This window comes from Sedimentibacter sp. zth1 (genome assembly GCF_017352195.1).
Lineage (GTDB): Bacteria > Bacillota > Clostridia > Tissierellales > Sedimentibacteraceae > UBA1535.
Genome location: NZ_CP071445.1, coordinates 92,410 through 117,513 on the forward strand (window position 1 = coordinate 92,410; position 25,104 = coordinate 117,513).

Below are 25,104 nucleotides of genomic sequence, written 5' to 3' on the forward strand. Positions count from 1 at the left end.
CGGTATTGACGGCATTTATTAATAATAAACTGGAGGTGTAACAGTGAGAGTTAAAGTTAAATTAGCGTGCACAGAATGTAAACAAAGAAATTATGACACTAATAAGAATAAGAAAACTAACCCTGAAAGAATCGAAATGCAAAAATATTGTAAATTTTGCAAAAAACACACTTTGCATAAAGAAACAAAATAGTAAATAAGAGGTGTAATTAGATGTCAAGTAGAGATAATATAAAAGTTAAAACTTCGACAAGAATAAAAAATTACTTCAAAGCTGTAAAATCAGAATTAAAAAAGGTAAATTGGCCAAATAAAAAGGAATTAACTAACTATACTATAGTTGTTATGATAACTTGTATTGCAATGACAATAGTTATTGGGGGATTAGACGTTTTATTCAAACAATTTATTAAATTAGTAGTTAGATAGTTAGATAGTTAGATAATTTATATAATAATAAAGATGTAGAGTTATAATATGATAAATTATAATTAATTTGTTAGAAAAGTTGAATAGTAAAGTGAATAATAACTAGACACTTACTAAGAAGGAGTATTGTTGGTATGAAGCAAAAATCCCAAGGACCAAGATGGTATGTTGTTCATACATATTCAGGACATGAAAACAAAGTAAAGGCTAATATTGAAAAATTAGTTGAAAACAGAGAAATGCAGGATATAATCTTTGAAGTTGTTGTTCCTTCTGAAGAGTATGAAGAAACAAGAAATGGTAAAAAGAAGATTAAGGAAAAGAAAATGTTTCCTGGTTATGTAATAATTAAAATGATAATGACTGACGAATCATGGTATCTTGTAAGAAATACAAGAGGAGTAACTGGATTCGTAGGACCTGGTTCTAAACCTGTGCCATTAAATGATGAAGAAGTCAAGGCATTGGGGGTTTCAGAAAAGCTTCCTGCTATAGATTTAGAAATTGGAGAAACAGTTACAGTAGTCGAAGGTCCTTTTGAAAATTTCATTGGTACAGTAGATAGTATTAACAATGAAAAGAGAAAGATCAAAGCTTATGTATCTATGTTCGGTAGAGAAACTCTAGTCGAACTAGATTATGAACAGATTGAAAAAGTATAAACTTTGTCAATAGATAGTAATTTACATTTATTGAAAAATGTAAGTTCAAACATTTTAATACTTTTGCAAAAAACACTTGAAAAAAATGTGACAAAAGTATACCATATGTTATGTGGGAGGGAATATCCCGATTAACCACACAGAAATAAGGAGGTGTAACATTATGGCAAAAAAAGCGATAGCTTTAGTTAAGCTTCAGATTCCAGCAGGAAAGGCAACTCCAGCTCCACCAGTAGGAACAGCTTTAGGACCTCATGGCCTAAATATTATGGGATTTTGTAAAGAATTTAATGCTAAAACAGCTGATAAAGAAGGATTGATTATTCCAATAGTATTAACTGTTTATCAAGATAGATCATTCACATTTATTACAAAAACTCCACCAGCAGCAGTTTTGATTAAAAAGGCTCTTGGTATAGAAAGTGGTTCTGGTGAGCCAAACAAAAAGAAAGTGGCTAACTTATCTAAAGAAAAATTAGAAGAAATAGCTAAAATGAAAATGCCTGATTTAAATGCTAATACTATAGAAGCAGCTATGAGTATGGTTGCTGGTACAGCAAGAAGTATGGGTGTAACAGTAGAAAAATAGTAACAAGGCGAATCAGTGGGAGGCAAAAGCCGTTAGACCACGAAGGAGGTAAACAATGCCAAAAAGAGGAAAAAAATATCAAGATAGTGTTAAAACTTTTGATAAATTAAAGCAATATGATTTAAATGAAGCTGTAGACGTTGTATTAGGTACAGCAAAAGCTAATTTTGATGAAACAATTGAGCTTCATGTAAAATTAGGTGTAGATTCAAGACACGCAGACCAACAAGTTAGAGGAGCTGTAGTTCTTCCACACGGAACTGGTAAAACTGTACGTGTATTAGTATTTGCTAAAGGAGATAAAGCTAAAGAAGCTTTAGAAGCAGGTGCTGAGTATGTAGGTGAAAGCGAATTGGCAGATAAAATACAAAAAGAAAACTGGTTTGATTTTGATGTAGTTATTGCAACTCCAGATATGATGGGTGTTGTTGGTAAATTAGGTAGAGTATTAGGACCTAAAGGAATGATGCCAAACCCTAAATCAGGTACAGTAACATTTGATTTAGTTAAAGCAATTAAAGAAATCAAAGCTGGTAAAGTTGAGTATAGACTTGACAAAACTGCTATTATTCACGTTCCAGTGGGTAAAAAATCTTTCGGTAGTCAAAAATTAGTTGAAAACACAGCATCTATTATGGATGCTATAGTAAAAGCGAAACCAGCTGCTTCAAAAGGTAAATACCTTAAAAGCGTTGCATTGACAAGTACAATGGGACCTGGAATCAAATTAAATACAGCTAAATTAATGGACTAGTATTTAAATTTCAATTAATGTATATATATATATATAAGTATCGAGAAAAATTAGAACTATTTAGATATAATAATTGCTACAATTTAATATCCACCGTAGAAAGCTGGTATTCATTACGATGTAATTTCCAGCCGAGGAAGAAGCTTATATAAAATTCTCTTCGTCTGCGAGGAGATTTTTTATTGTTGCATGATTGAGGAGGTGTAACTGTATGAATCAAAACGTATTAGAACAAAAGAAAAAAGTTGTTAGTGAAATAAAAGAGAAACTTGAAAGAGCACAATCAGTTGTACTAGTTGATTATAGAGGTTTAACAGTTGAAAATGTTACTGAACTTAGAAATAAGTACAGAGAAGCAGGTGTTGAATACAAGGTTTATAAAAATACTCTTATGAGATTCGCATTCAATGAATTAGGAATGAAGGATTTCGATGAGCAATTAAATGGACCTAGTGGTATAGCAATGTGTTATGATGACGTTGTAGCTACAGCTAAAATAACAAACGAATTTGCTAAAACTAATGATAAATTAAAAATCAAAGCTGGTTTAGCAGAAGGTAAAGTTTTAGATGTTGAAGGTGTTAAGGCATTAGCTAATGTACCATCAAGAGAGGTATTATTAGGACAATTAGCTGGTGTATTACAAGCTAATATTAAAAACCTTGCTTACATGTTAAGTCAAGTTAGTGAAAAAAATGGTGGAGAAGTTGTGGAAGAAGCACAAACTTCAGATGAAAACTAATAAAATAATAAAATTCCAGGAGGTTATATAAAATGGCAAGTGAAAAAATAGTTAATTTCGTAGAAGAAATTAAAAAATTAACAGTATTAGAATTAAATGAATTAGTAAAAGCAATAGAAGAGGAATTCGGTGTATCAGCAGCTGCTCCAGTAGCAGTTATGGGTGGAGCTGGTGGAGCAGCTCCAGCAGCTGAAGAAAAAACTGAATTTGACGTAGTTCTTACAAGTGTAGGAGCTAGTAAAATTAAAGTTATTAAAGTTGTAAGAGAATTAACTGGTTTAGGATTAAAAGATGCTAAAGAAATGGTAGATGGAGTTCCTAAAACTGTTAAAGCTGGAGTATCTAAAGAAGAAGCTGAAAAAATTAAAGCATCTTTAGAAGCAGAAGGCGCTGTTGCAGAAGTAAAATAGTTATTGCTAAACTTATAAGCATGCAATGTAACATTGCATGCTTATTTTTTTCGTGATTATTTGTTGAAATATAAAGAAATTTTACACATAAATCATTTTATTAAAACAAATTAGTTAAAAATAGAAAAAATATTAATAATATATAAAAAATGGGTAATTATAATATTAAAAAATGTGTTGACAAAAAAAATCAATAATGTTAATATTAAATATAATGCGCAAGCATAAAATGTTGGCACAAAAATTGTATGTCAAAAAAAATTATTACTAAGACTAAGGGGTGAAAAAATGCCGCATCCTGTGAAAATAGGTAATCGAGTAAGAATGAGTTACTCGAAAATAGAAGAAGTTTTAGAGTTACCAGATTTAATCGAAGTCCAAAAGACATCATATGATTGGTTTGTAAAAGAAGGCTTGAAAGAAGTTTTTGACGACATATCACCAATCGAGGATTATACTGGGAATCTTATACTTGAATTTGTTGACCATTCTTTAGATGGAGAGCCAAAATTCAGTCAGCTTGAGTGTAAAGAAAGGGATACTACTTATTCAGTACCTTTAAAAATTAAAGTAAGATTAATTAACAAAGAGACAGGTGAAATCAAAGAGCAAGAAGCATTTATGGGTGATTTTCCGCTAATGACTGAGAGAGGAACATTTATCATCAATGGTGCTGAACGTGTTATTGTTAGCCAGTTAGTACGTTCACCAGGCGTCTATTATCAAATGGGTAGAGATAAATTAGGTAAAGAATTGTATTCATGTACAGTTATTCCTAATAGAGGTGCGTGGTTAGAGTATGAAACTGATTCTAACGATATAATATCAGTTAGAGTTGACAGAACAAGAAAGCTTCCTATAACTGTACTTTTAAGAGCTATGGGAATACAAACAAATTCACAAATTATTGAAACAGTTGGTGAATCTGAGCAGTTACTTAAGACATTAGAAAAGGATACTACTACTAATAGGGAAGAAGCTTTAATAGAAATTTACAAAAGACTTAGACCGGGAGAGCCTCCTACTTATGATAGTGCAAATTCTTTGATATCTTCATTATTCTTTGATCAAAAAAGATATGATTTAGCTAAAGTTGGTAGATACAAATTCAACAAGAAATTAAGCTTTAGGTCAAGAGTTGAGGGTAGAAATATTGCTGCAGACATTATAGATCTAGAAACTGGAGAATTAATTATATCAGCTGGTGAAGTTATAACAGATGCTGTTTTAGACAAAATTGAAGCTGCTGGAATTAACTCTATTGACATTCTAGATCATGAAGATAATCTAGTTAGAGTTGTAAGCAATAACTTTGTAAAAACAAAGGTATTTAATTTAGATATAGACTTTGAAAAATTAGGTCTTAAGGAAAAAATTTATTATCCTACAATGAAGAAAATTATTGATGAAAATGATAATATTGAAGATATTGAAAAAGCCATTGTAGAAAATTTCAAGTTATTAAGCCCTAAACACATTATAATAGACGATATGATCGCTTCAGTTAACTATCAATTCAATTTATTTAAAAATGTTGGTAAAACTGATGATATAGATCATCTTGGCAATAGAAGATTACGTTCAGTTGGAGAATTATTGCAAAATCAAGTAAGAGTTGGTCTTTCTAGAATGGAAAGAGTAGTAAAAGAAAGAATGACTATTCAAGACGTAGATGTAATAACTCCACAAGTTTTAATTAATATAAGACCAGTATCTGCTGCAATTAAGGAATTCTTTGGAAGTTCTCAATTGTCACAGTTTATGGATCAAACAAATCCGTTATCGGAATTAACAAATAAAAGAAGAATGTCAGCTTTAGGCCCTGGTGGTTTATCGAGAGATAGAGCCAGTTTTGAGGTTAGAGACGTTCATCAATCACATTATGGTAGAATGTGTCCTATAGAGACTCCAGAGGGTCCTAATATAGGCCTTATCACCTCCCTTGCAACTTATGCAAGGATAAATGAATATGGCTTCTTAGAGTCACCATATAGAAGAGTTGATAAAGAAACAGGTGTTGTAACAAAGAACATTGATTATTTAACAGCTGATATAGAGGATAATGTTATAGTTGCTCAGTCAAATGAGCTTCTAGATGAAAATGGAAGCTTTGTTCATAACCGTGTTGTTGTTCGTGGTGCAAATGGTGCACCAGAAATAGTTTCTAAAGATAAGGTTGATTATATGGATGTATCACCAAAACAGGTTATATCTGTTGGTACATCGATGATACCTTTCCTTGAAAATGATGACTCTAGCCGTGCTTTGATGGGATCTAACATGCAGAAACAGGCTGTTCCTTTACTTATCACTGAAGCTCCAATTATAGGAACTGGTATGGAACATAAAGCAGCTAAAGACTCTGGTGTAGTTATAGTTGCTGAACATGATGGTCTTGTTACTTACGTATCAGCAACACAAATAATTGTAAAAAGAAGCGATAATGGAATGCTTGATAAATATCAATTATTGAAATTCAAACGTTCTAACCAAGGTACTTGCTTAAATCAAAGACCAATAATAGAACATGGAGACGATGTTAAAAAAGGTCAAATTATAGCAGATGGTGCTTCAACTGAAAACGGTGATTTAGCGATAGGTAAGAATCTTCTTATAGGATTTATGACTTGGGAAGGTTATAACTATGAAGATGCTGTATTATTAAATGAAAAATTAGTTATGAATGATGTGTTAACATCAGTTCATATAGAAGAATATGAAGCAGAAGCTAGAGATACAAAACTAGGTCCAGAAGAAATAACAAGAGATATTCCGAATGTTGGTGATGATGCTCTTAAAGACTTAGACGAAAGAGGAATAATTAGAATAGGTGCAGAAGTGGTTTCTGGAGACATATTGGTTGGTAAAGTTACTCCAAAAGGGGAAACTGAATTAACTGCTGAGGAAAGATTGCTTCGTGCGATATTCGGTGAAAAAGCAAGGGAAGTTAGAGATACTTCACTTAAAGTTCCGCATGGTGAAACAGGTATTATCGTTGACGTTAAGGTATTTACAAGAGAAAACGGAGACGAGTTAAGTCCTGGAGTAAGCAAATTAGTTAGAGTGTATATTGCTACTAAAAGAAAAATTAATGTTGGGGATAAAATGTGTGGTCGCCACGGTAACAAGGGTGTTATTTCAAGAATCATGCCAGAAGAAGACATGCCTTATTTACCAGATGGTACTCCATTACAAGTTGTACTTAATCCATTAGGGGTTCCTTCTCGTATGAATATCGGTCAGGTTCTTGAAGTTCATCTTGGATTAGCTTCTAAAAAACTTGGATGGCATGTTGCTACACCTGTATTCGATGGTGCGTCTGAAGAAGATATATTTGATGCATTAGAAATGGCTGAATATCCTAGAAATGGTAAAATCAAATTAAGAGATGGTAGATCAGGCGAATACTTTGATGGTAATGTTACGGTTGGATATATGTACATGTTAAAACTTCACCATCTTGTAGATGATAAAATTCATGCTCGTTCTACAGGACCTTATTCATTAGTTACTCAACAGCCACTAGGTGGTAAAGCTCAGTTTGGTGGTCAGAGATTTGGTGAGATGGAGGTTTGGGCATTAGAGGCTTATGGTGCTGCTCATACTCTTCAAGAAATCTTAACTGTAAAATCAGACGACGTTACTGGTAGAGTTAAAACTTATGAAGCAATAGTAAAAGGCGAAAATATTCCTGAACCAGGAGTTCCAGAATCATTCAAGGTATTAATTAAGGAATTACAAAGTTTAGCTTTGGATATCAAGATTATTACAAGTGATCAAAACGAAGTGGAAATCAACGAAAGTATTGACGATGATGCCTCAGTATTAAATGAGAGTATGGAAGAAGTCAAATACGAAGAAGGTTTAGATGGTATGAGAGAAGTAAATGTCACTGATGATTTGAATAGTGACTTAGATAATGGTATAGATAACATTGATGATGTTAGTGAAGATTGCGACAACTGTGATGATGATTCAAGTTTAGAAATAGATATTGATGAAGATGATCTTAATTAGTTACAAAAAGAGTGTAGTTAATTCTACACTCTATACAAACTATCTAAAAAATAATGAAGGGAGCGGACTCCTTGATAGAATATAATAATTTTGAATCTATAAGAATTGGGTTAGCATCACCTGAAAAAATTAGACAATGGTCTAGAGGTGAAGTTAAAAAACCAGAAACTATTAACTACAGAACATTAAAGCCTGAGAAAGATGGCTTGTTTTGTGAAAAAATATTTGGACCACAAAAAGACTGGGAGTGTCATTGTGGAAAATACAAAAGAGTAAGATACAAAGGTGTAGTTTGTGACAGATGTGGAGTTGAAGTTACTAAAGCTAAAGTTAGAAGAGAGAGAATGGGTCATATTGAATTAGCAGCTCCAGTATCTCATATTTGGTATTTTAAAGGTATACCAAGTAGGTTAGGATTAATGCTAGATATGTCTCCTCGTTCTTTAGAAAAAGTTTTATATTTCGCACAGTATGTTGTTACAAATGCTGGAGATACAACATTATCAGAAAAACAACTTTTAACTGAGATGGAGTATAGAGAATATAAAGAGCATTATAAAAATGCCTTTACAGCAAAAATGGGTGCAGAGGCTGTAAGAGATTTATTATTAAAAATTGATCTTGAAAAAGAAAATATTGAATTAAGAAAAGACTTAAAAGATAGCAAAGGTCAAAAGAAAATTAGGATTACAAGAAGACTTGAAGTTGTAGAATCATTTAGAACATCAGGAAATAAACCTGAATGGATGGTATTAGATGTTGTTCCAGTTATACCACCTGATTTAAGACCAATGGTACAATTAGATGGTGGAAGATTTGCTACTTCAGATTTAAATGATTTATACAGAAGAGTTATTAATAGAAATAACAGGTTAAAAAGATTACTTGATCTTGGAGCTCCTGATATTATTGTAAGAAATGAAAAAAGAATGCTTCAAGAAGCAGTAGATGCTCTAATCAATAATGGTAGAAGAGGAAGACCAGTAACTGGTCCTGGGAATAGACCTCTTAAATCGTTGTCAGATATGTTAAGTGGTAAACAAGGTAGATTTAGACAAAACTTGCTTGGCAAGAGGGTTGACTACTCTGGACGTTCAGTTATTGTTGTTGGACCAGAGCTTAAATTCTATCAATGTGGTTTACCAAAGAAAATGGCTCTTGAATTATTCAAGCCATTTGTAATGAGACAATTAGTTGAAAGAGGTATTGCACATAATATTAAGAGTGCCAAGAAAAAAGTTGAAAAAGTAGATGCTTCTGTTTGGGATGTATTAGATGATATCATCAAAGATCATACAGTAATGCTTAACCGTGCACCTACACTTCATAGACTTGGTATACAGTCTTTTGAGCCAGTATTAGTTGATGGAAAAGCAATCAAGCTTCACCCATTGGTATGTACTGCATACAATGCAGACTTTGATGGTGATCAGATGGCTGTCCACGTTCCTTTATCAGTTGAGGCACAAGCTGAATCAAGATTCATGATGTTATCTATAAACAATATATTAGCTCCTAAAGATGGTAGACCAATAACTACTCCTACACAGGATATGGTTTTGGGTAGTTATTATTTAACAATGACGCTACCAAATGTAGAAGAAAAAGGCGCTGGTATGATTTTCAAAGATTACGATGAAATGATACTAGCTTATTTCAACAAGGATGTGTCATTACATGCTGTTGTTAAAATGAGAAAATATGTCGATGGAGAACAAAAGCTTGTAGAAAGTACAGTTGGTAGGTTTATATTCAACGCAAATATTCCACAAGATTTGGGATTTGTTGACAGAAGTGTAGATAAATTTTCTCTTGAAATTGATAAAATTGTTACAAAGAAGACACTTGAAGAAATTATATATAATTGCTTTAAAACACATGGAAATACAAGAACTTCACAAGTGTTGGATAAAATAAAATCTACAGGATTTAAGTATTCAACAATAGGTGCTATTACTGTCAGCGTTAGCGATATCGAAGTACCAGAAGAAAAGACTCAGCTTATCCATGAAGCAGAACAAAAAGTTATGGAATACGAAAAGAAATATCGTCGTGGTATCATGACTGATGAAGAACGTTATGAGAATGTTGTTAAGATTTGGAATGATACTACAGAAAAAGTAACAAATGTTCTTATGGATAATTTGAAAGAGGATAACAGCCTTTATATCATGTCTGTTTCGGGAGCCAGAGGTGGACGTAACCAGATTAAGCAATTAGCTGGTATGAGAGGTCTAATGGCAAGTTCAACTGGTAAGACAGTTGAAATTCCGGTTAAATCAAACTTTAGAGAAGGTTTATCAGTACTTGAATTCTTTATTTCAGCTACTGGTACAAGAAAAGGTCTTACAGATACAGCCTTAAGAACTGCCGACTCTGGTTATTTAACTAGAAGACTTGTTGACGTAAGCCAAGATGTTATTGTTAGAGAAGTTGACTGTGGAACAACAGATGGTATTGAAGTAGAATCATTTGTTGATGGAAATGAAAGAATAGAAGAATTAAGAGATAGAATTACAGATAGATATAGTGCTGAAGACATAGTTAACCTAAATACTGGTGAAGTTATTGTAAAAGCTGGAGAAATTATAAATGAAGAAACTGCAGTATATTTACAAAAGCTATATGAAGATGAAAAAGCAATCAAAGAGATTAAAATTAGATCTGTTTTAACTTGTAAAACTCCACATGGTGTTTGTGCAAAGTGTTATGGTAATAACCTTGCAACAGGACATCTAGTTCACGTTGGTGGTTCTGTAGGTATAATAGCTGCTCAATCTATAGGTGAGCCTGGTACACAGCTTACAATGCGTACATTCCATACTGGAGGTATAGCTGCTGCTGGAGATATCACACAGGGACTTCCTAGAATTGAAGAATTATTTGAAGCTAGAAAACCTAAAGGTTTGGCAATAATTTCTGAAATACCTGGAAAAGTTTCATTTAGTGAAAAAGTTAACAGAAAAGAAGTTATTATTACTAATGATGAACTTATGGATAGCAAGACATATTTAATTCCTTATGGATCTAAATTACTTGTTGGCGATGGTATGGAAGTTGAAGCCGGAGAGAAAATAACAGATGGTTCTATAAATCCACATGATATTTTAAGAATAAGTGGATTAAAAGCATTACAATCATATATTCTTATGGAAGTTCAAAGAGTATATAGAATGCAGGGTGTTGATATCAGTGATAAACACGTTGAAGTTATTATTAGACAGATGATGAACAAAGTTAGAGTTGATGATGCTGGTGATACAATGTTATTACCTGGAAGTTTAGTTTCTCTTCAAGAATTTCAAAAAGAAAACAAAAAAATTGAAGAACAAGGACTAGAATTAGCAACAGGCGATAGAGCATTACTTGGTATAACAAAAGCATCATTGGCAACAGAATCTTTCCTTGCAGCTGCATCTTTCCAAGAAACAACAAGAGTTTTAACTGAAGCTGCTACAAAAGGTAAAGTAGATAATCTTATTGGGTTAAAAGAAAATGTTATAATTGGTAAGTTAATTCCTGCAGGAACTGGTATGAAAAAATACAGAAATGTAGGAATTGAAGTAGAAAAAGAAGAAGAAGAAGAAAAAGAAGAAAAAGAAGAAGAAATTTTAGTTGAATAATCAAAAAGATGTTGACATAAAAAAAATATGATGATAAAATATGCAAGTATTTAATCCTTTAGTATATCCAAGATTATGTGCTCTTTTCGAGCACATAATTTTCATGGTGTTTGAAAGGAGTTTAAAATATGGAAAGTAAATTACTAGAAGGCAACAAAGTAATAGGCAAAAAGCAGACTTTAAGATATATAGCTAAGGATATGGTGAAAACAGTATTCATTTCCAAAGATGCGGATGAACATGTAACTAAGGAAATTATTGATATTTGCAATATCAAAAATATTGATATAATATATTTTAATAATATGAAAGAGCTAGGTAAAGCCTGCAATATTGATGTAAACGCAGCGGCGGCTGCCGTTTTAAAATAAACATATATAAAAAGGGAGGTGCACAAATGCCAACTATAAACCAAATCATTAGAAAAGGTAGAAAAGCAGTTGAATACAAATCAAATTCTCCAGCTTTAAATGTGAGTTTCAATACTTTACAAAAGAAAATGAATGTTAGTAACTCACCACAAAAAAGAGGAGTTTGTACTTCAGTTAAAACAGTAACACCTAAAAAACCGAACTCAGCGTTAAGAAAGATTGCCAGAGTTAGATTAACAAACGGTACTGAGGTAACTGCTTATATTCCAGGTATAGGACACAACTTACAAGAACACAGTGTTGTTCTTATAAGAGGTGGTAGAGTAAAAGACTTACCAGGAGTTAGATACCATATAGTTAGAGGTACATTAGATACAGCTGGTGTTAATAAAAGAAACCAATCTAGATCTAAGTACGGTGCTAAAAAACCTAAAAAGTAAATCGAACAATATTCGGCACACTATGCAAGCTATGCGTATGAATAAGCTGTATAGGCCTTCATAATATATAGATGTAAGTTGTGCACAGCGGCAAGCTTAGAGTATTTTGTCGAGTACCTATGAATTAAATTTTATTAAGGAGGGAAGTAAAGTGCCAAGAAAAGGACACATACCCAAAAGAGTAGTGATGGAAGATCCTATATACAAGGATAAAATAGTTTCAAAATTAATTAATCAATTAATGTACGATGGAAAAAAAGGTGTTGCTCAAACAATAGTTTACGATGCTTTTGATATCATCAAAGAAAAAACAGGTGAAGAACCACTTGAAGTATTTTACAAGGCATTAAATAATATTATGCCTGTATTAGAAGTAAAAGCAAGACGTGTAGGTGGTGCTACTTATCAAGTACCAATTGAGGTTAGACCTGAAAGAAGACAGACACTTGGTTTAAGATGGCTAGTTTCTTATTCTCGTAAAAGAGGAGAAAAAACTATGCGTGAAAAGTTAGCAAAAGAATTAATGGATGCTGCTAACAATGTAGGCGCAAGTGTTAAGAAAAGAGAAGATACTCATAAAATGGCAGAAGCTAATAAAGCATTTGCTCATTTTAGATGGTAATAATGTAGCATGATTATTAAAATGTTTTTCAAAGCAGCAAGAAGGAGGAAAAAATGAGAGATTATCCTTTAGAGAAAACAAGAAATATAGGAATAATGGCGCATATTGATGCAGGAAAAACTACATGTACTGAGAGAATTCTGTACTATACAGGAAAGATCCACAAGATTGGTGAAACTCATGAAGGTGGAGCACAAATGGACTGGATGGAACAGGAGCAGGAAAGAGGAATCACAATAACTTCTGCTGCAACTACTTGTCATTGGAAAGATATGAGAATTAATATAATCGATACACCAGGACACGTTGATTTCACAGTAGAGGTTGAAAGATCGCTTAGAGTATTAGATGGATCAGTTGCTTTATTTGATGCCAAAGCAGGTGTTGAACCTCAATCTGAAACTGTTTGGAGACAGGCTGATAAATATAATGTACCAAGAATGTGTTTTGTTAACAAAATGGATAAATTAGGTGCAGATTTTTATTATTCAGTACAAACAATGAAAGATAGATTAAAAGCAAATGTTGTTCCTATTCAGTTACCAATGGGAGCTGAGGACGAATTTGTAGGTCTTATAGACTTAGTTGAAATGAAATCATATATATATCAAAACGATGCTGGTGATGATATTTTAGTTGGTGATATTCCTGCTGAGTACTTAGACAAAGCAAAAGAATATAGAGAACAAATGTTAGAATCAATATCAGATTATGATGATGCCTTAATGGAAAAATTTCTAGAAGGTGAAGAAATAACTATTCCAGAAATAAAGAAAGCATTAAGAGAAGCTACTATCAATGTTGACATAGTACCAGTACTATGTGGTACAGCTTATAAAAACAAAGGTGTACAAAAACTTTTAGATGCTGTACTTGATTACATGCCTTCACCATTAGACATTCCACATATTACAGGTTTTGATGCTGAAACTGGAGAAGAAGTTGAGAGAAAATCTTCTGACGATGCTCCATTTGCAGCGTTAGCATTTAAAATTATGGTTGACCCATTTGTTGGAAAACTTACATTCTTTAGAATTTATTCTGGAGTTATGGAATCAGGAAGTTATGTTCTTAATTCAACAAAAGGTAAAAGAGAAAGAATTGGTAGAATTCTTCAAATGCACGCTAATAAAAGACAAGAAATTGATAAAGCTTACGCAGGCGAAATTGGAGCAGCTGTTGGTTTAAAACAAACTACAACTGGTGACACATTATGTGATACAAATAGCCCAGTAATTCTTGAGTCAATGGAATTCCCAGATCCAGTTATTGAGGTTGCTATTGAGCCTAAAACAAAAGCTGGTCAAGAAAAAATGGGTATTGGTTTAGCGAAACTTGCTGAAGAAGATCCTACATTTAGAACTTATACAAACCCTGAAACAGGTCAAACAATTATAGCTGGTATGGGTGAGTTACATCTTGAAATAATCGTTGATAGATTAATGAGAGAGTTCAAAGTTGAAGCTAATGTTGGTAAACCACAAGTTTCTTACAAAGAAACAATTAGTTCAAAAGCAAACGTTGAAGTTAAATACGCTAAACAATCTGGTGGTTCAGGTCAATACGGTCACGTTAAGATTATTATGGAACCACAAGAAATGGGTGAAGGTTTCAAATTCGTTGATGCTATAAAAGGTGGAGTTGTTCCTAGAGAATACATTCCAGCTGTTCAAAAAGGTATCGTAGAAGCATCTGAAAATGGTATATTAGCTGGATTCCCTTGTATAGACTTCAAGGTTACATTATATGATGGATCTTACCATGAGGTTGACTCAAGTGAGATGGCATTTAAGATTGCTGGATCTATGGCTTTTAAAGAAGGTATGAGAAAAGCAACACCAATAATACTTGAGCCGTATATGAAAGTTGAAGTAACATCACCAGAAGAATACTTTGGAGATGTTATGGGAGATTTAAGCTCAAGAAGAGGTAGAATCGAAGGATTCTCTGAAAGAAGCGGTGTTAAAATAATCGCTGCATTCGTTCCATTATCGGAAATGTTTGGATATGCAACAACTTTGAGATCAATAACTCAAGGTAGAGCTAACTATTCTATGGAGTCTGACCACTTCGAGAAAGTTCCTAATAATATTGCTGAAAAAATCATTGGAGCAAAACAAGACTAATAAATTAAAATATCAGATATAAGTATAGTTAACTATACTTATATCTAAACTATATAAAAATAATTTAACTTAGGAGGAAATATAAATGGCAAAGCAAAAATATGAAAGAAATAAACCCCATGTTAACATAGGTACAATTGGCCACGTTGACCATGGTAAGACAACATTAACAGCAGCAATTACAACTGTATTAAACGCAAGATACGGTTCAGGCGAAGCAGTAGCATTCGACAACATAGATAAAGCACCAGAAGAAAGAGAAAGAGGAATCACAATATCAACAGCACACGTTGAGTATGAAACTCCAAACAGACACTATGCACACGTTGACTGCCCAGGCCATGCTGACTATGTAAAGAACATGATAACAGGAGCAGCACAAATGGATGGTGGAATATTAGTTGTATCAGCAGCTGATGGACCAATGCCACAAACAAGAGAGCACATCTTATTATCAAGACAAGTTGGTGTTCCACAATTAGTAGTATTTTTAAATAAAGAAGATATGGTTGACGATCCAGAGTTAATCGAATTAGTAGAAATGGAAATCAGAGAATTATTATCAGAATATGACTTTGATGGAGATAATACACCAATCGTTATAGGATCAGCATTAAAAGCATTAGAAGATCCAAGTAGCGAGTGGGGAGATAAAATAGTAAAATTAATGGAAGCAGTTGATGAAACAATTCCAACTCCAGAAAGAGACGCAGACAAACCATTCCTAATGCCAGTAGAAGACGTATTCTCAATCACAGGTAGAGGAACAGTTGCAACAGGAAGAGTTGAAAGAGGAGTATTAAAAGTACAAGATAAAGTTCATATAGTAGGATTATCAGAAAAACCAACAGAAACTGTATGTACAGGAGTAGAAATGTTCAGAAAATTATTGGATCAAGCAGAAGCAGGAGACAATATCGGAGCATTATTAAGAGGAGTTCAAAGAAGTGATGTTGAAAGAGGTCAAGTTTTAGCGCACCCAGGAACAATAACACCACATACAAACTTCTTAGGAGAGGTATATGTATTAACTAAAGAAGAGGGTGGAAGACATACACCATTCTTCAAAGGATACAGACCACAATTCTATTTCAGAACAACTGATGTAACTGGATCAATCGAGTTACCAGAAGGCGTAGAAATGGTAATGCCAGGAGACAATGCAACATTTGAAGTAGATCTAATCACTCCAATCGCAATGGATGAAGGATTAAGATTTGCTATCAGAGAAGGCGGAAGAACAGTAGGTTCTGGCGTTGTTTCTAAAATCTTAAAATAAGATAAATATTTAAAATAATTAAATTTATTTGTGTTGTGACGTTGAAAAAGCTAGGGATTGACCCTAGCTTTTTTTTTTTTTTTGTGTGTGTAAAAAATAAGTCTATTTTATTCAATTATATTAGCTATATTCCAGTTAATATCTTTTTCTATTACTCATTTTATAATGATAAATCCATTTTGATTCAAAAATTATTAATAATATAAACATTTTTATATATATTAATATATTTTTTTATAATTTATTTAAAATATTACTTAATTTTTGAATATATATATCAAAAATATGCAATAAAACGTTACAAGTATAAGATTTTTAGCTTTATTTGCTTTAGCTAAATAGCAGGCTTTGACATATATTTTATAGTTAATTAAGTACAATGTATACTACAAGTTGTTTATATTTATACAAGATATTTTAAAAGTTATAAAAGATAAATTTATATAATCTTTAGCGTAAAATTAATTGTACATAAATATTAAATATACAAATGTTTTTAACAGAATAGTAATTTACTAAAAAGTCAAAAACATTAGTAAAAAATATTCTGTTATTAATATTACAGTGTGTTATTAATGTAGCATATATTAATGTGCAATTAACAATAAATAAAAAAGTTTTAAGGAGGATTCTTATGAAAAAAGTAAGGAGAGTAGTATCATTTATTATTGTATTATCAATGTTCATGTTGTCATTGACAAGTGTTTATGCGCAAATTACAGATATTGACACACACTGGGCAAAAAATGAAATTAACTACTTAGTAGAAAAGGGTATTTTGACAGGTTATCCAGATGGTACATTTAAACCAGAAAACAATGTTAGTAAAGTAGAATTTTACAAAATTATAAACAACACAATGGGTTATAAAGAAGAAGCTACCTTTGAATTTAAAGATGTTAGATCACCAGAGGAAGATTGGTTTTACTATGATGTATCTAAAGCTGTGAAGGCAGGGTACATAACAGATGGAGAATTTCTATATCCAACAGAATTTATAACAAGAGAAGAAGTAGCAAGAATTATTGGTGTTACATTTAAATTAAATGAAAATCCAGAATTTACAGCTTACTTTAAAGATAATTTATTAATTTCATTAGATGCATTAGGTTTTATAGGAACCTTAAAAGAAAAAGAATATATTATAGGTTTTCCTGATGAAACCTTTAGACCAACTAATTCTATTAAAAGAGCAGAACTAGTAAAAATGCTTTATAATATTTTAGTTATAGAGGGAATACCTCAAAAAGCAGATTTGACAAAATACAAAGCAGCATTAGCAGCAGTTAATGAATCTGACTATACAAAACATAGTTGGGCTGCTTATCAAAACATAGTTTTAGCAAATGTGGTTACAGAAGATAATACACAGGATGAAGTAGATGCAGCAACTGAAACAATAATAAATGCACAAAAAGAATTAGTGAAAGTATATAGATATAAACCGGTGGTTCCAGAAGAACCAGAAGAGCCAGAAGAACCAGAAAAACCAGAAGAGCCAGTAATAGATAAAATAGAATTGGCAGCAAAGATATCAGAGGCAGAAAGATTAAATGAAGAAGACTATACCGCAGAAACATGGACAGTATTAGAAACAGCATTAGGAAGAGCAATAGAAGTAAACAACAATACAGAAGCAACACAGGAACAAGTAAATGAAGCATTAACAGCATTAGAAGATGCAATACAAGGATTAGAAGAAAAACAAGAAGAGCCAGTAGTAGATAAAACAGCATTGACAGCAAAGATATCAGAGGCAGAAAGATTAAATGAAGAAGACTATACCGCAGAAACATGGACAGTATTAGAAACAGCATTAGGAAGAGCAATAGAAGTAAACAACAATACAGAAGCAACACAGGAACAAGTAAATGAAGCATTAACAGCATTAGAAGATGCAATACAAGGATTAGAAGAAAAACAAGAAGAGCCAGTAGTAGATAAAACAGCATTGACAGCAAAGATATCAGAGGCAGAAAGATTAAATGAAGAAGACTATACCGCAGAAACATGGACAGTATTAGAAACAGCATTAGGAAGAGCAATAGAAGTAAACAACAATACAGAAGCAACACAGGAACAAGTAAATGAAGCATTAACAGCATTAGAAGATGCAATACAAGGATTAGAAGAAAAACAAGAAGAGCCAGTAGTAGATAAAACAGCATTGACAGCAAAGATATCAGAGGCAGAAAGATTAAATGAAGAAGACTATACCGCAGAAACATGGACAGTATTAGAAACAGCATTAGGAAGAGCAATAGAAGTAAACAACAATACAGAAGCAACACAGGAACAAGTAAATGAAGCATTAACAGCATTAGAAGATGCAATACAAGGATTAGAAGAAAAACAAGAAGAGCCAGTAGTAGATAAAACAGCATTGACAGCAAAGATATCAGAGGCAGAAAGATTAAATGAAGAAGACTATACCGCAGAAACATGGACAGTATTAGAAACAGCATTAGGAAGAGCAATAGAAGTAAACAACAATACAGAAGCAACACAGGAACAAGTAAATGAAGCATTAACAGCATTAGAAGATGCAATACAAGGATTAGAAGAAAAACAAGAAGAGCCAGTAGTAGATAAAACAGCATTGGCAGCAAAGATATCAGAGGCAGAAAGATTAAATGAAGAAGACTATACCGCAGAAACATGGACAGTATTAGAAACAGCATTAGGAAGAGCAATAGAAGTAAACAACAATACAGAAGCAACACAGGAACAAGTAAATGAAGCATTAACAGCATTAGAAGATGCAATACAAGGATTAGAAGAAAAACAAGAAGAGCCAGTAGTAGATAAAACAGCATTGACAGCAAAGATATCAGAGGCAGAAGGATTAAATGAAGAAGACTATACACCAGAAACATGGACAGTATTAGAAACAGCATTAGGAAGAGCAATAGAAGTAAACAACAATACAGAAGCAACACAGGAACAAGTAAATGAAGCATTAACAGTATTAGAAAATGCAATACAAGGATTAGAAGAAAAACAAGAAGAGCCGGTAGTAGTTGCAACTTATCATCCACAATTATATATGCCGACTATTGGAAAAATCTCTGTAGAAGTTAATAACGTAACAAATGCTGTAAAATTTAGTGTTACATATCATCTTTCTCCTGATGAACAAGGTAATGAAGTAATAAGAACTACAGAAATTATTGATATAAACACACCTTTAACAACTGAAGGATATCCTATAATGTTTTATAATCCTAGTACAACAGGATACGATACAATAACTATTTGCATATATGATGCAAATGAAAATTTACTATACACTTTTGAAAGTGTAGTGCCAGTAACTGCACGATAGTAAAATGTATTAGATAAAAGCCCTCCCCAAAGAACTCTTTGGGGAGGGGTTATTGAGCATATAACATGTTTTGGGGTACCCAGTTGCCATTTGTGTTGGTGTAACTGAGTCAGCTTCTAACTAATTATATAATAAGGATTTAGTCCTTCTTATATAACTTAAAAATAAGGAGGTGAATATTCTTAAATTTGTATAATAAAATGGTATAGGAGGTGAAATATATAAGTATTTCTTAACAGTAATTTGTAGGCATAAACTAAATATAATATGTTTAGACTTTAGTAATGAAATTTACATCAAAATTTTAATTTATTAAAATTTTTATTAATTTCTTTGATGTAAAAGTAAAAATTAAAAGGAGAAGACTATAAATGCTAAGTAACCTAAAAGTTAAAAAGAATTTTGCCGTACTATTAACATTATTAATGTTAATAAGCATGATTCCATCATTTGCTTATGCAAATGACAGTAATATTAGCTCAGCAAAAGAAGAATTAAAACAAGAAGCATTATCAAAGATTACACCAGAAGTAATGAATGATTTTGACGAAGACCTAATAGAAGTACTAGTGTATATGAAAGAACAAGTAGACACAGAAATGATAGCTGAGGCTACAAAATCTGCTGTGTCAGATGTAATGACCCCATATAATATAAAATTAGAAGTAAGAAAAGGAGTAGTTGAAGCTTTAAAAGATGAAGCAACTACTACTCAAAAAAATATAATCAAATATTTAGATCAAGAAATGGATAAAGGAAATGTTGAAGAATTTACATCTTATCACATAGTCAATATGATATATGTAAAAGCAACAAAAGAAGTAATAGAAAATATTTCATTTATGTCAGAAGTAGAGAAAATATATAAAAATAAAGTTCACACATTAGAAGTTACAGAAATGAGTGAAGAGATAAAACCAACAACAGAGGGCATAGAGTGGAACATTGAAAAAGTTAATGCAGACCAAACTTGGGAATTGGGAATTGATGGTAGCGGAGTTGTAGTAGGAAGCCTAGATTCAGGAGTAGATTGGACACATCCAGCGATAAAGAATAAATGGAGAGGATATGATCCATCAACAGGAGAAACTAATCCTGAAGGTAGCTGGTTTGACCCAGTATATAATTCAACATTACCAGAAGATTCAGATGAGCATGGAACTCATGTTATGGGAACAGTATTAGGACAAGAGGAAGATGGAAGTAATAAAATAGGTGTAGCACCAGGAGCAAGATGGATAGCAGCAAGAGTATTTAACACTTCAGGTTCAACTACAGGTACAATATTATTATCAGCAGCAGAATGGATGCTTCAACCAAATGGAGATCCAGCAAATGCACCTGATGTTGTCAACAACTCATGGGGTGGTGGATCAGGAATAGATGAATGGTATAGAGATGCTGTAAGGAACTGGAGAGCAGCAGGAATATTCCCAGTATTTTCAGCAGGAAACCAGAGAGCGGGCGAACCAGCACCATGGCCAGGATCAATATCATGCCCAGCAAATTATCCAGAATCATTTGCAGTAGCAGCAACAGATATAAATAATATGAGAGCTTCGTTCTCAAAATTAGGTCCATCACCATATGATGAAAGTTTAATAAAACCAGAAATATCAGCACCAGGAGTAAGTATTAGATCATCAATACCAGGTGGTGGATACCAAGGTGGATGGTCAGGAACATCAATGTCAGCACCACATATTACAGGAACAGTAGCATTGTTGTTATCAGCAAACGCATCATTGACAGTGGATGATATAGATGAAGTTATCAAGAGTACAGCAATGCCATTAGTTGACACATCATATCCAACAGCACCTAATATGTCATACGGTTATGGTTTAGTTGATACATTTGAAGCAGTATCACAAGTAGCATCAGGAACAGGATATATTTCTGGTAAAGTGTTAGTACCTGGCGAAGATACAAGTGAGCCAGTTATAAATCACGAACAAATGGTAACAGAAATATATATAGGTTCAGATACAGATATAATAGCAGAGATATCTGATGATGTAGCTATAACAGAAGTAGAGTTATTAGTAAAACAAGAAGGAAAATCCTACTGGATGTTAACTCCAATGAATAGAATATCAGGAGATCATAAAGCAGGAATATACAAAGGAACAATAAGCTATGATATGCTAGGAGGAAATAGTATTACATATAAGATAAAAGCTAGAGATTATGGAGGAGATGCTATTGTTTCGCCGAATTATAATATAGAAGTTAAATTTGGTATTGTTCCAGATGAATATACTCAAGGCTTTGAAGGCGGAGTAGAAGGTTGGATATTTGGTGGAGAATGGGAATATGGAGTACCATCAGGAACAAGTCCAGAAGCATATGAAGGAGAAAAATTAGCAGGAACTAAAATAGCTGAAAATTATGCAAATGGTGCAAATAGCTTACTAGTAACTCCACCAATAGATTTAAGAAATGCTGATCTAGGTTCAGCAACATTAAGATTCCAAGAATGGTACGAAACTGAAAACAATTATGATAAATGCTATGTATATGTTACAAACGACTATGGTAGCACTTGGACACAAGTAGGCCCAATCCGTACAGGAAATGTAACGGAATGGATGGAAACAGTAATTAATCTTAATGAATATATAGGCTGTTTAGATCCAGTATTTGTTGGATTCCGCTTTACTTCAGATAGTTCAAATGTAAAACCAGGTTGGTTTATAGACAATGTAAGATTAATTGGTGTAGATACTGAAGCTCCAGCAACTCCTATGGATTTAGTTGCAGAGGCTACTCTTACAGGAATAAAATTAAATTGGACTGCTGTAGATGATAGTGATGTATCACATTATAATGTGTATCGTTCATTAACTTCAGGAGAAGGTTATGAATTTATAGCAAATGCATCTTCTAATATGTTTATAGATACAACACTAGAAGCTGGAATTACTTACTATTATAAAGTTGCAGCAGTAGACATTTCAGAAAATACAAGTGAACTAAGCGAAGAAGTATTTGGTCAAATATCAGAAACAACAGTGTTATTTAGTACAGATTTTGAAAATGATGATGCAGGATTTGTTACAGGAGTTACAGCTGGAACTGAAAATCCATGGGAATTGGGAATACCTACGTCAGGATCTAATGAAGCAACATCAGGAGTAAATCTGTGGGCAACTAATCTTGAAGGAAACTACGAGCATAGAACTGATGCATATATTCAAAGCCCAACTATACAAATCCCAGCAGACATAAACGCTGTACTTACATTCAATCACTGGGTAGATATGGAAGGAACTAGCACGTTATATGATTATGGTCAAGTGCAAATTTCTAAAGATAATGGAAGTACTTGGACTAATATAACACCTGTAACAGGGGGAAAATATGGCAAGAGAGTTCAAGCTTGGGCAAATGAAGAAATAGCTTTAGAAGGATATAATGGAGAAACTATAAATATAAGATTCTTATTCCATTCAGATGGTTCTGGAGCATATACCGGATGGTATATAGATGATGTAGTTGTGCTTGGAATGGATACTACCCCAGAAGCTTTAGCAGAACAAATAAACTTAGAAAAAGAAGAAGAACCAGAAGTTAAAAAAGCTGATTATGTAGATCCAGAAGAATTAAGTTATAGCTTAAAGAAAGACAAAACAAATAATTATGTAACAATAGAAGATGAAGAAGTACAAAATATGCAAGCTGCATATGTTGGTGGAATCCCTGCTACAGATGCAGTAGTAACAGTACTAGAGACAGGAAGAAGTGTTAAAGTAAATCCAGTTAACGGTAAATTCTATATGAGACACGTACTTGGAGAAAACTTTACACTAAGAGCAGAAGCATATGGATATTATGCAAATGAAGTAACTGTAAATGTAAATGAAGATGAAACAACAAGAGTAAATATCATGTTAGAACCAAAACCACAGGGAACTATTATAGGAAGAGTATTTGACAGATATTATAATAACGGAGCAGCTAATGCTGTAATAAGAGTGGTAGAAGACCCTAAAGTAGCTCCAGTAGTAGCAGATGAAGATGGATACTTTAGAATTAACAAAGTATACGAAGGAACATATACACTTAAAGTGGTAGCAGATGGATTTGAACCGGGAGAAATTACTGTAGATGTATACGAAGATGAAATAACAAATGTTGATATACCACTTAAGAGATTTGTAGGTTATGAAGATGATATAATCTATGACGATGGAGTAGGAGAAAACGCATTAGTATTAAATAGTGCAGGTTACGGATTAGCAGTAAGATTTACACCTGAACAATACGGTAAAGTAAAAGGAGCAAATGTTTTCTTCTGGGATAATAGCTGGCCATCACCAGGAGGAAATAGAATAGGTTTTGCAATATACGGAATAGATGATAATGGAGCACCATATCAAGTAGGAGATCCTATATTTGTTGATGTAATAAGAGGAGAATTTAACTATATAGATTTATCAAGTTTAGGCTTCTCAACAGATAGAGATTTCTATATCTCAACGATACAAGATGCAGCAGGTTCTTCTTGCCCAGGAACAGGTATAGATGAAAACTCTCCATACGGAGATAGATCATATTTGAATCTTGGTGGAGAATTCAAGCTAATATCAGAAGAAAATATCCAAGGTGGAATAATGATCAGAGCAAGAATGGAATACTCAGTAGCTGTACCAGTTATAACTAATCTAAATGAATTAACATATACAAATCAAGACTCAATAACTGTAGAAGGAACAGTTACAGCAGATGGTAAAGTAAATGTATATCTAAATGGTGAAAAGGTAACTACAGTAGATACAGAAAACAAAGAATTTGCAGTAGAAATAAATTTACCATTAGATGAAAATACAATTATGGTAACAGCAGAAATGGACGGAATAGAAACAGAGCCATCATCAGCAGTGACAGTAATAAAAGACAAGATAGCACCAGAATTAATAGTAGAAGAACCAGAAGATAATTTAAAAATCAATGAAGAAGTAGTTCATGTTGTAGGTAATGTACAAGATAATATAGAAATAACACAATTATTGATCAACGAAGTAGAAGTAGCAATAGATGAAGATGGAAACTTCCATGAAAGATTGATGGTAAATCAAGGTGTTAATATTATTACAGTTAAAGCAATAGATATTGCAGGAAATGAAACTGTTATTGAAAGAACAGTAACTGTAGAATTAACAGAACCAGAAATTACAAACATACTTCCAGCAGAAGATTTAGAGCTTTATGTTGATGATATATTAACTGTTAGCTTTAATGCACCTACAGGTGGAGAAGGATATTTCAGATTATTGCTTCCATTTGAAACTTCAGATAATAATATAGGAATTCCTATGACAGAAGAAGATGGAGTATATACTGGTACTTGGACTGTTCCTGAAGGATTTGTTGCTACAGACTTACAAGTTGAAGTAGTATATGTTAGTCAGTATGGAACTACTGTATCCGAAATAGCAGAGGGTAGAGTTACTCTAATAGGTAGAATGGAAGATCTTCCAGAAAGTACAATAATAATTAACGGTGAAGCTTTTGATATGAATTTCATAAATAGTAATCCTGAAGGACAAATAAAATTAATAGAATGGTTAAATTCAGGTAATCAAGCTTATGTCAAACTTGATAAAAATACTATAGTTGATATGGAAGGTGAAATAATTAGTATTGAATTATTACCACAACGTATAACTTATATTGATATGAGTGGCAATATAACATTCTATGAAAAATAAT

The 25,104-nt window shown here is 32.8% G+C and carries 16 protein-coding genes and 1 other annotated feature; all 16 genes read left to right on the forward strand.

What is annotated here, in order from left to right:
* The first annotated feature begins 43 nt into the window (after positions 1-43).
* The 16 genes from rpmG (at position 44) to JYG23_RS00530 (ending at position 25,103) form a co-directional block, all read left to right on the forward strand.
* Positions 44-193 carry a 50S ribosomal protein L33 gene (gene rpmG, locus JYG23_RS00455; protein WP_207236502.1) on the forward strand — a complete coding sequence of 50 codons (150 nt, stop codon included), beginning with the start codon at positions 44-46 and terminating at the stop codon, positions 191-193.
* A gap of 20 nt (positions 194-213) precedes the next feature.
* Complete coding sequence (gene secE / locus JYG23_RS00460) at positions 214-429, forward strand: preprotein translocase subunit SecE (protein ID WP_207236503.1); 216 nt, start codon at positions 214-216, stop codon at positions 427-429.
* A gap of 134 nt (positions 430-563) precedes the next feature.
* Positions 564-1,091 carry a transcription termination/antitermination protein NusG gene (nusG, locus tag JYG23_RS00465; RefSeq protein ID WP_207236504.1) on the forward strand — a complete coding sequence of 176 codons (528 nt, stop codon included), beginning with the start codon at positions 564-566 and terminating at the stop codon, positions 1,089-1,091.
* Positions 1,092-1,254: 163 nt separating this feature from the next.
* A complete protein-coding gene (gene rplK / locus JYG23_RS00470) occupies positions 1,255-1,680 on the forward strand; it encodes a 50S ribosomal protein L11 (protein WP_207236505.1) in 426 nt (141 codons plus the stop codon).
* Positions 1,681-1,735: 55 nt separating this feature from the next.
* Positions 1,736-2,434: a 50S ribosomal protein L1 gene (gene rplA, locus JYG23_RS00475; RefSeq protein ID WP_207236506.1), complete on the forward strand. Its 699-nt coding sequence runs from the start codon at positions 1,736-1,738 to the stop codon at positions 2,432-2,434.
* Positions 2,435-2,509: 75 nt separating this feature from the next.
* Positions 2,510-2,624 (forward strand) — a sequence feature (ribosomal protein L10 leader region).
* Positions 2,625-2,645: 21 nt separating this feature from the next.
* A complete protein-coding gene (rplJ, locus tag JYG23_RS00480) occupies positions 2,646-3,176 on the forward strand; it encodes a 50S ribosomal protein L10 (RefSeq protein WP_207236507.1) in 531 nt (176 codons plus the stop codon).
* 32 nt (positions 3,177-3,208) lie between these two features.
* On the forward strand, positions 3,209-3,586 hold the full coding sequence (gene rplL / locus JYG23_RS00485) for a 50S ribosomal protein L7/L12 (protein WP_207236508.1): 378 nt from the start codon (positions 3,209-3,211) through the stop codon (positions 3,584-3,586).
* 288 nt (positions 3,587-3,874) lie between these two features.
* Positions 3,875-7,603 carry a DNA-directed RNA polymerase subunit beta gene (gene rpoB / locus JYG23_RS00490; protein ID WP_207236509.1) on the forward strand — a complete coding sequence of 1,243 codons (3,729 nt, stop codon included), beginning with the start codon at positions 3,875-3,877 and terminating at the stop codon, positions 7,601-7,603.
* Positions 7,604-7,674: 71 nt separating this feature from the next.
* Positions 7,675-11,226: a DNA-directed RNA polymerase subunit beta' gene (gene rpoC, locus JYG23_RS00495; protein ID WP_305848855.1), complete on the forward strand. Its 3,552-nt coding sequence runs from the start codon at positions 7,675-7,677 to the stop codon at positions 11,224-11,226.
* A gap of 128 nt (positions 11,227-11,354) precedes the next feature.
* On the forward strand, positions 11,355-11,597 hold the full coding sequence (locus JYG23_RS00500; RefSeq protein ID WP_207236511.1) for a ribosomal L7Ae/L30e/S12e/Gadd45 family protein: 243 nt from the start codon (positions 11,355-11,357) through the stop codon (positions 11,595-11,597).
* 26 nt (positions 11,598-11,623) lie between these two features.
* Positions 11,624-12,037, forward strand: coding sequence for a 30S ribosomal protein S12 (gene rpsL, locus JYG23_RS00505; protein ID WP_207236512.1), 414 nt, complete (start codon positions 11,624-11,626; stop codon positions 12,035-12,037).
* Positions 12,038-12,188: 151 nt separating this feature from the next.
* The gene (gene rpsG / locus JYG23_RS00510) at positions 12,189-12,659 is read left to right on the forward strand and encodes a 30S ribosomal protein S7 (RefSeq protein WP_207236513.1); all 471 of its coding nucleotides are present in this window, start codon (positions 12,189-12,191) and stop codon (positions 12,657-12,659) included.
* A gap of 53 nt (positions 12,660-12,712) precedes the next feature.
* Positions 12,713-14,785 (forward strand): elongation factor G, encoded by a 2,073-nt coding sequence (gene fusA / locus JYG23_RS00515; protein WP_207236514.1) that lies wholly within the window; start codon positions 12,713-12,715, stop codon positions 14,783-14,785.
* Between the two features lie 85 nt (positions 14,786-14,870).
* Positions 14,871-16,064, forward strand: a complete 1,194-nt coding sequence (tuf, locus tag JYG23_RS00520; RefSeq protein ID WP_207236501.1) for an elongation factor Tu — start codon at positions 14,871-14,873, stop codon at positions 16,062-16,064.
* A gap of 634 nt (positions 16,065-16,698) precedes the next feature.
* The gene (locus tag JYG23_RS00525; RefSeq protein WP_207236515.1) at positions 16,699-19,389 is read left to right on the forward strand and encodes an S-layer homology domain-containing protein; all 2,691 of its coding nucleotides are present in this window, start codon (positions 16,699-16,701) and stop codon (positions 19,387-19,389) included.
* A 371-nt stretch (positions 19,390-19,760) separates the two neighbouring features.
* Complete coding sequence (locus tag JYG23_RS00530) at positions 19,761-25,103, forward strand: S8 family serine peptidase (RefSeq protein ID WP_207236516.1); 5,343 nt, start codon at positions 19,761-19,763, stop codon at positions 25,101-25,103.
* The last annotated feature ends 1 nt before the right edge of the window (position 25,104 follow it).

Bases quoted from the DNA above. Each gene is read 5' to 3' on its own strand.
- rplL (WP_207236508.1), top strand. From the start codon at position 3,209: ATGGCAAGTGAAAAAATAGTTAATTTCGTAGAAGAAATTAAAAAATTA.
- rplA (WP_207236506.1), top strand. From the start codon at position 1,736: ATGCCAAAAAGAGGAAAAAAATATCAAGATAGTGTTAAAACTTTTGAT.
- secE (WP_207236503.1), top strand. From the start codon at position 214: ATGTCAAGTAGAGATAATATAAAAGTTAAAACTTCGACAAGAATAAAA.
- tuf (WP_207236501.1), top strand. From the start codon at position 14,871: ATGGCAAAGCAAAAATATGAAAGAAATAAACCCCATGTTAACATAGGT.
- JYG23_RS00525 (WP_207236515.1), top strand. From the start codon at position 16,699: ATGAAAAAAGTAAGGAGAGTAGTATCATTTATTATTGTATTATCAATG.
- rplJ (WP_207236507.1), top strand. From the start codon at position 2,646: ATGAATCAAAACGTATTAGAACAAAAGAAAAAAGTTGTTAGTGAAATA.
- JYG23_RS00530 (WP_207236516.1), top strand. From the start codon at position 19,761: ATGCTAAGTAACCTAAAAGTTAAAAAGAATTTTGCCGTACTATTAACA.
- JYG23_RS00500 (WP_207236511.1), top strand. From the start codon at position 11,355: ATGGAAAGTAAATTACTAGAAGGCAACAAAGTAATAGGCAAAAAGCAG.
- rpoB (WP_207236509.1), top strand. From the start codon at position 3,875: ATGCCGCATCCTGTGAAAATAGGTAATCGAGTAAGAATGAGTTACTCG.
- fusA (WP_207236514.1), top strand. From the start codon at position 12,713: ATGAGAGATTATCCTTTAGAGAAAACAAGAAATATAGGAATAATGGCG.
- rplK (WP_207236505.1), top strand. From the start codon at position 1,255: ATGGCAAAAAAAGCGATAGCTTTAGTTAAGCTTCAGATTCCAGCAGGA.
- nusG (WP_207236504.1), top strand. From the start codon at position 564: ATGAAGCAAAAATCCCAAGGACCAAGATGGTATGTTGTTCATACATAT.
- rpsL (WP_207236512.1), top strand. From the start codon at position 11,624: ATGCCAACTATAAACCAAATCATTAGAAAAGGTAGAAAAGCAGTTGAA.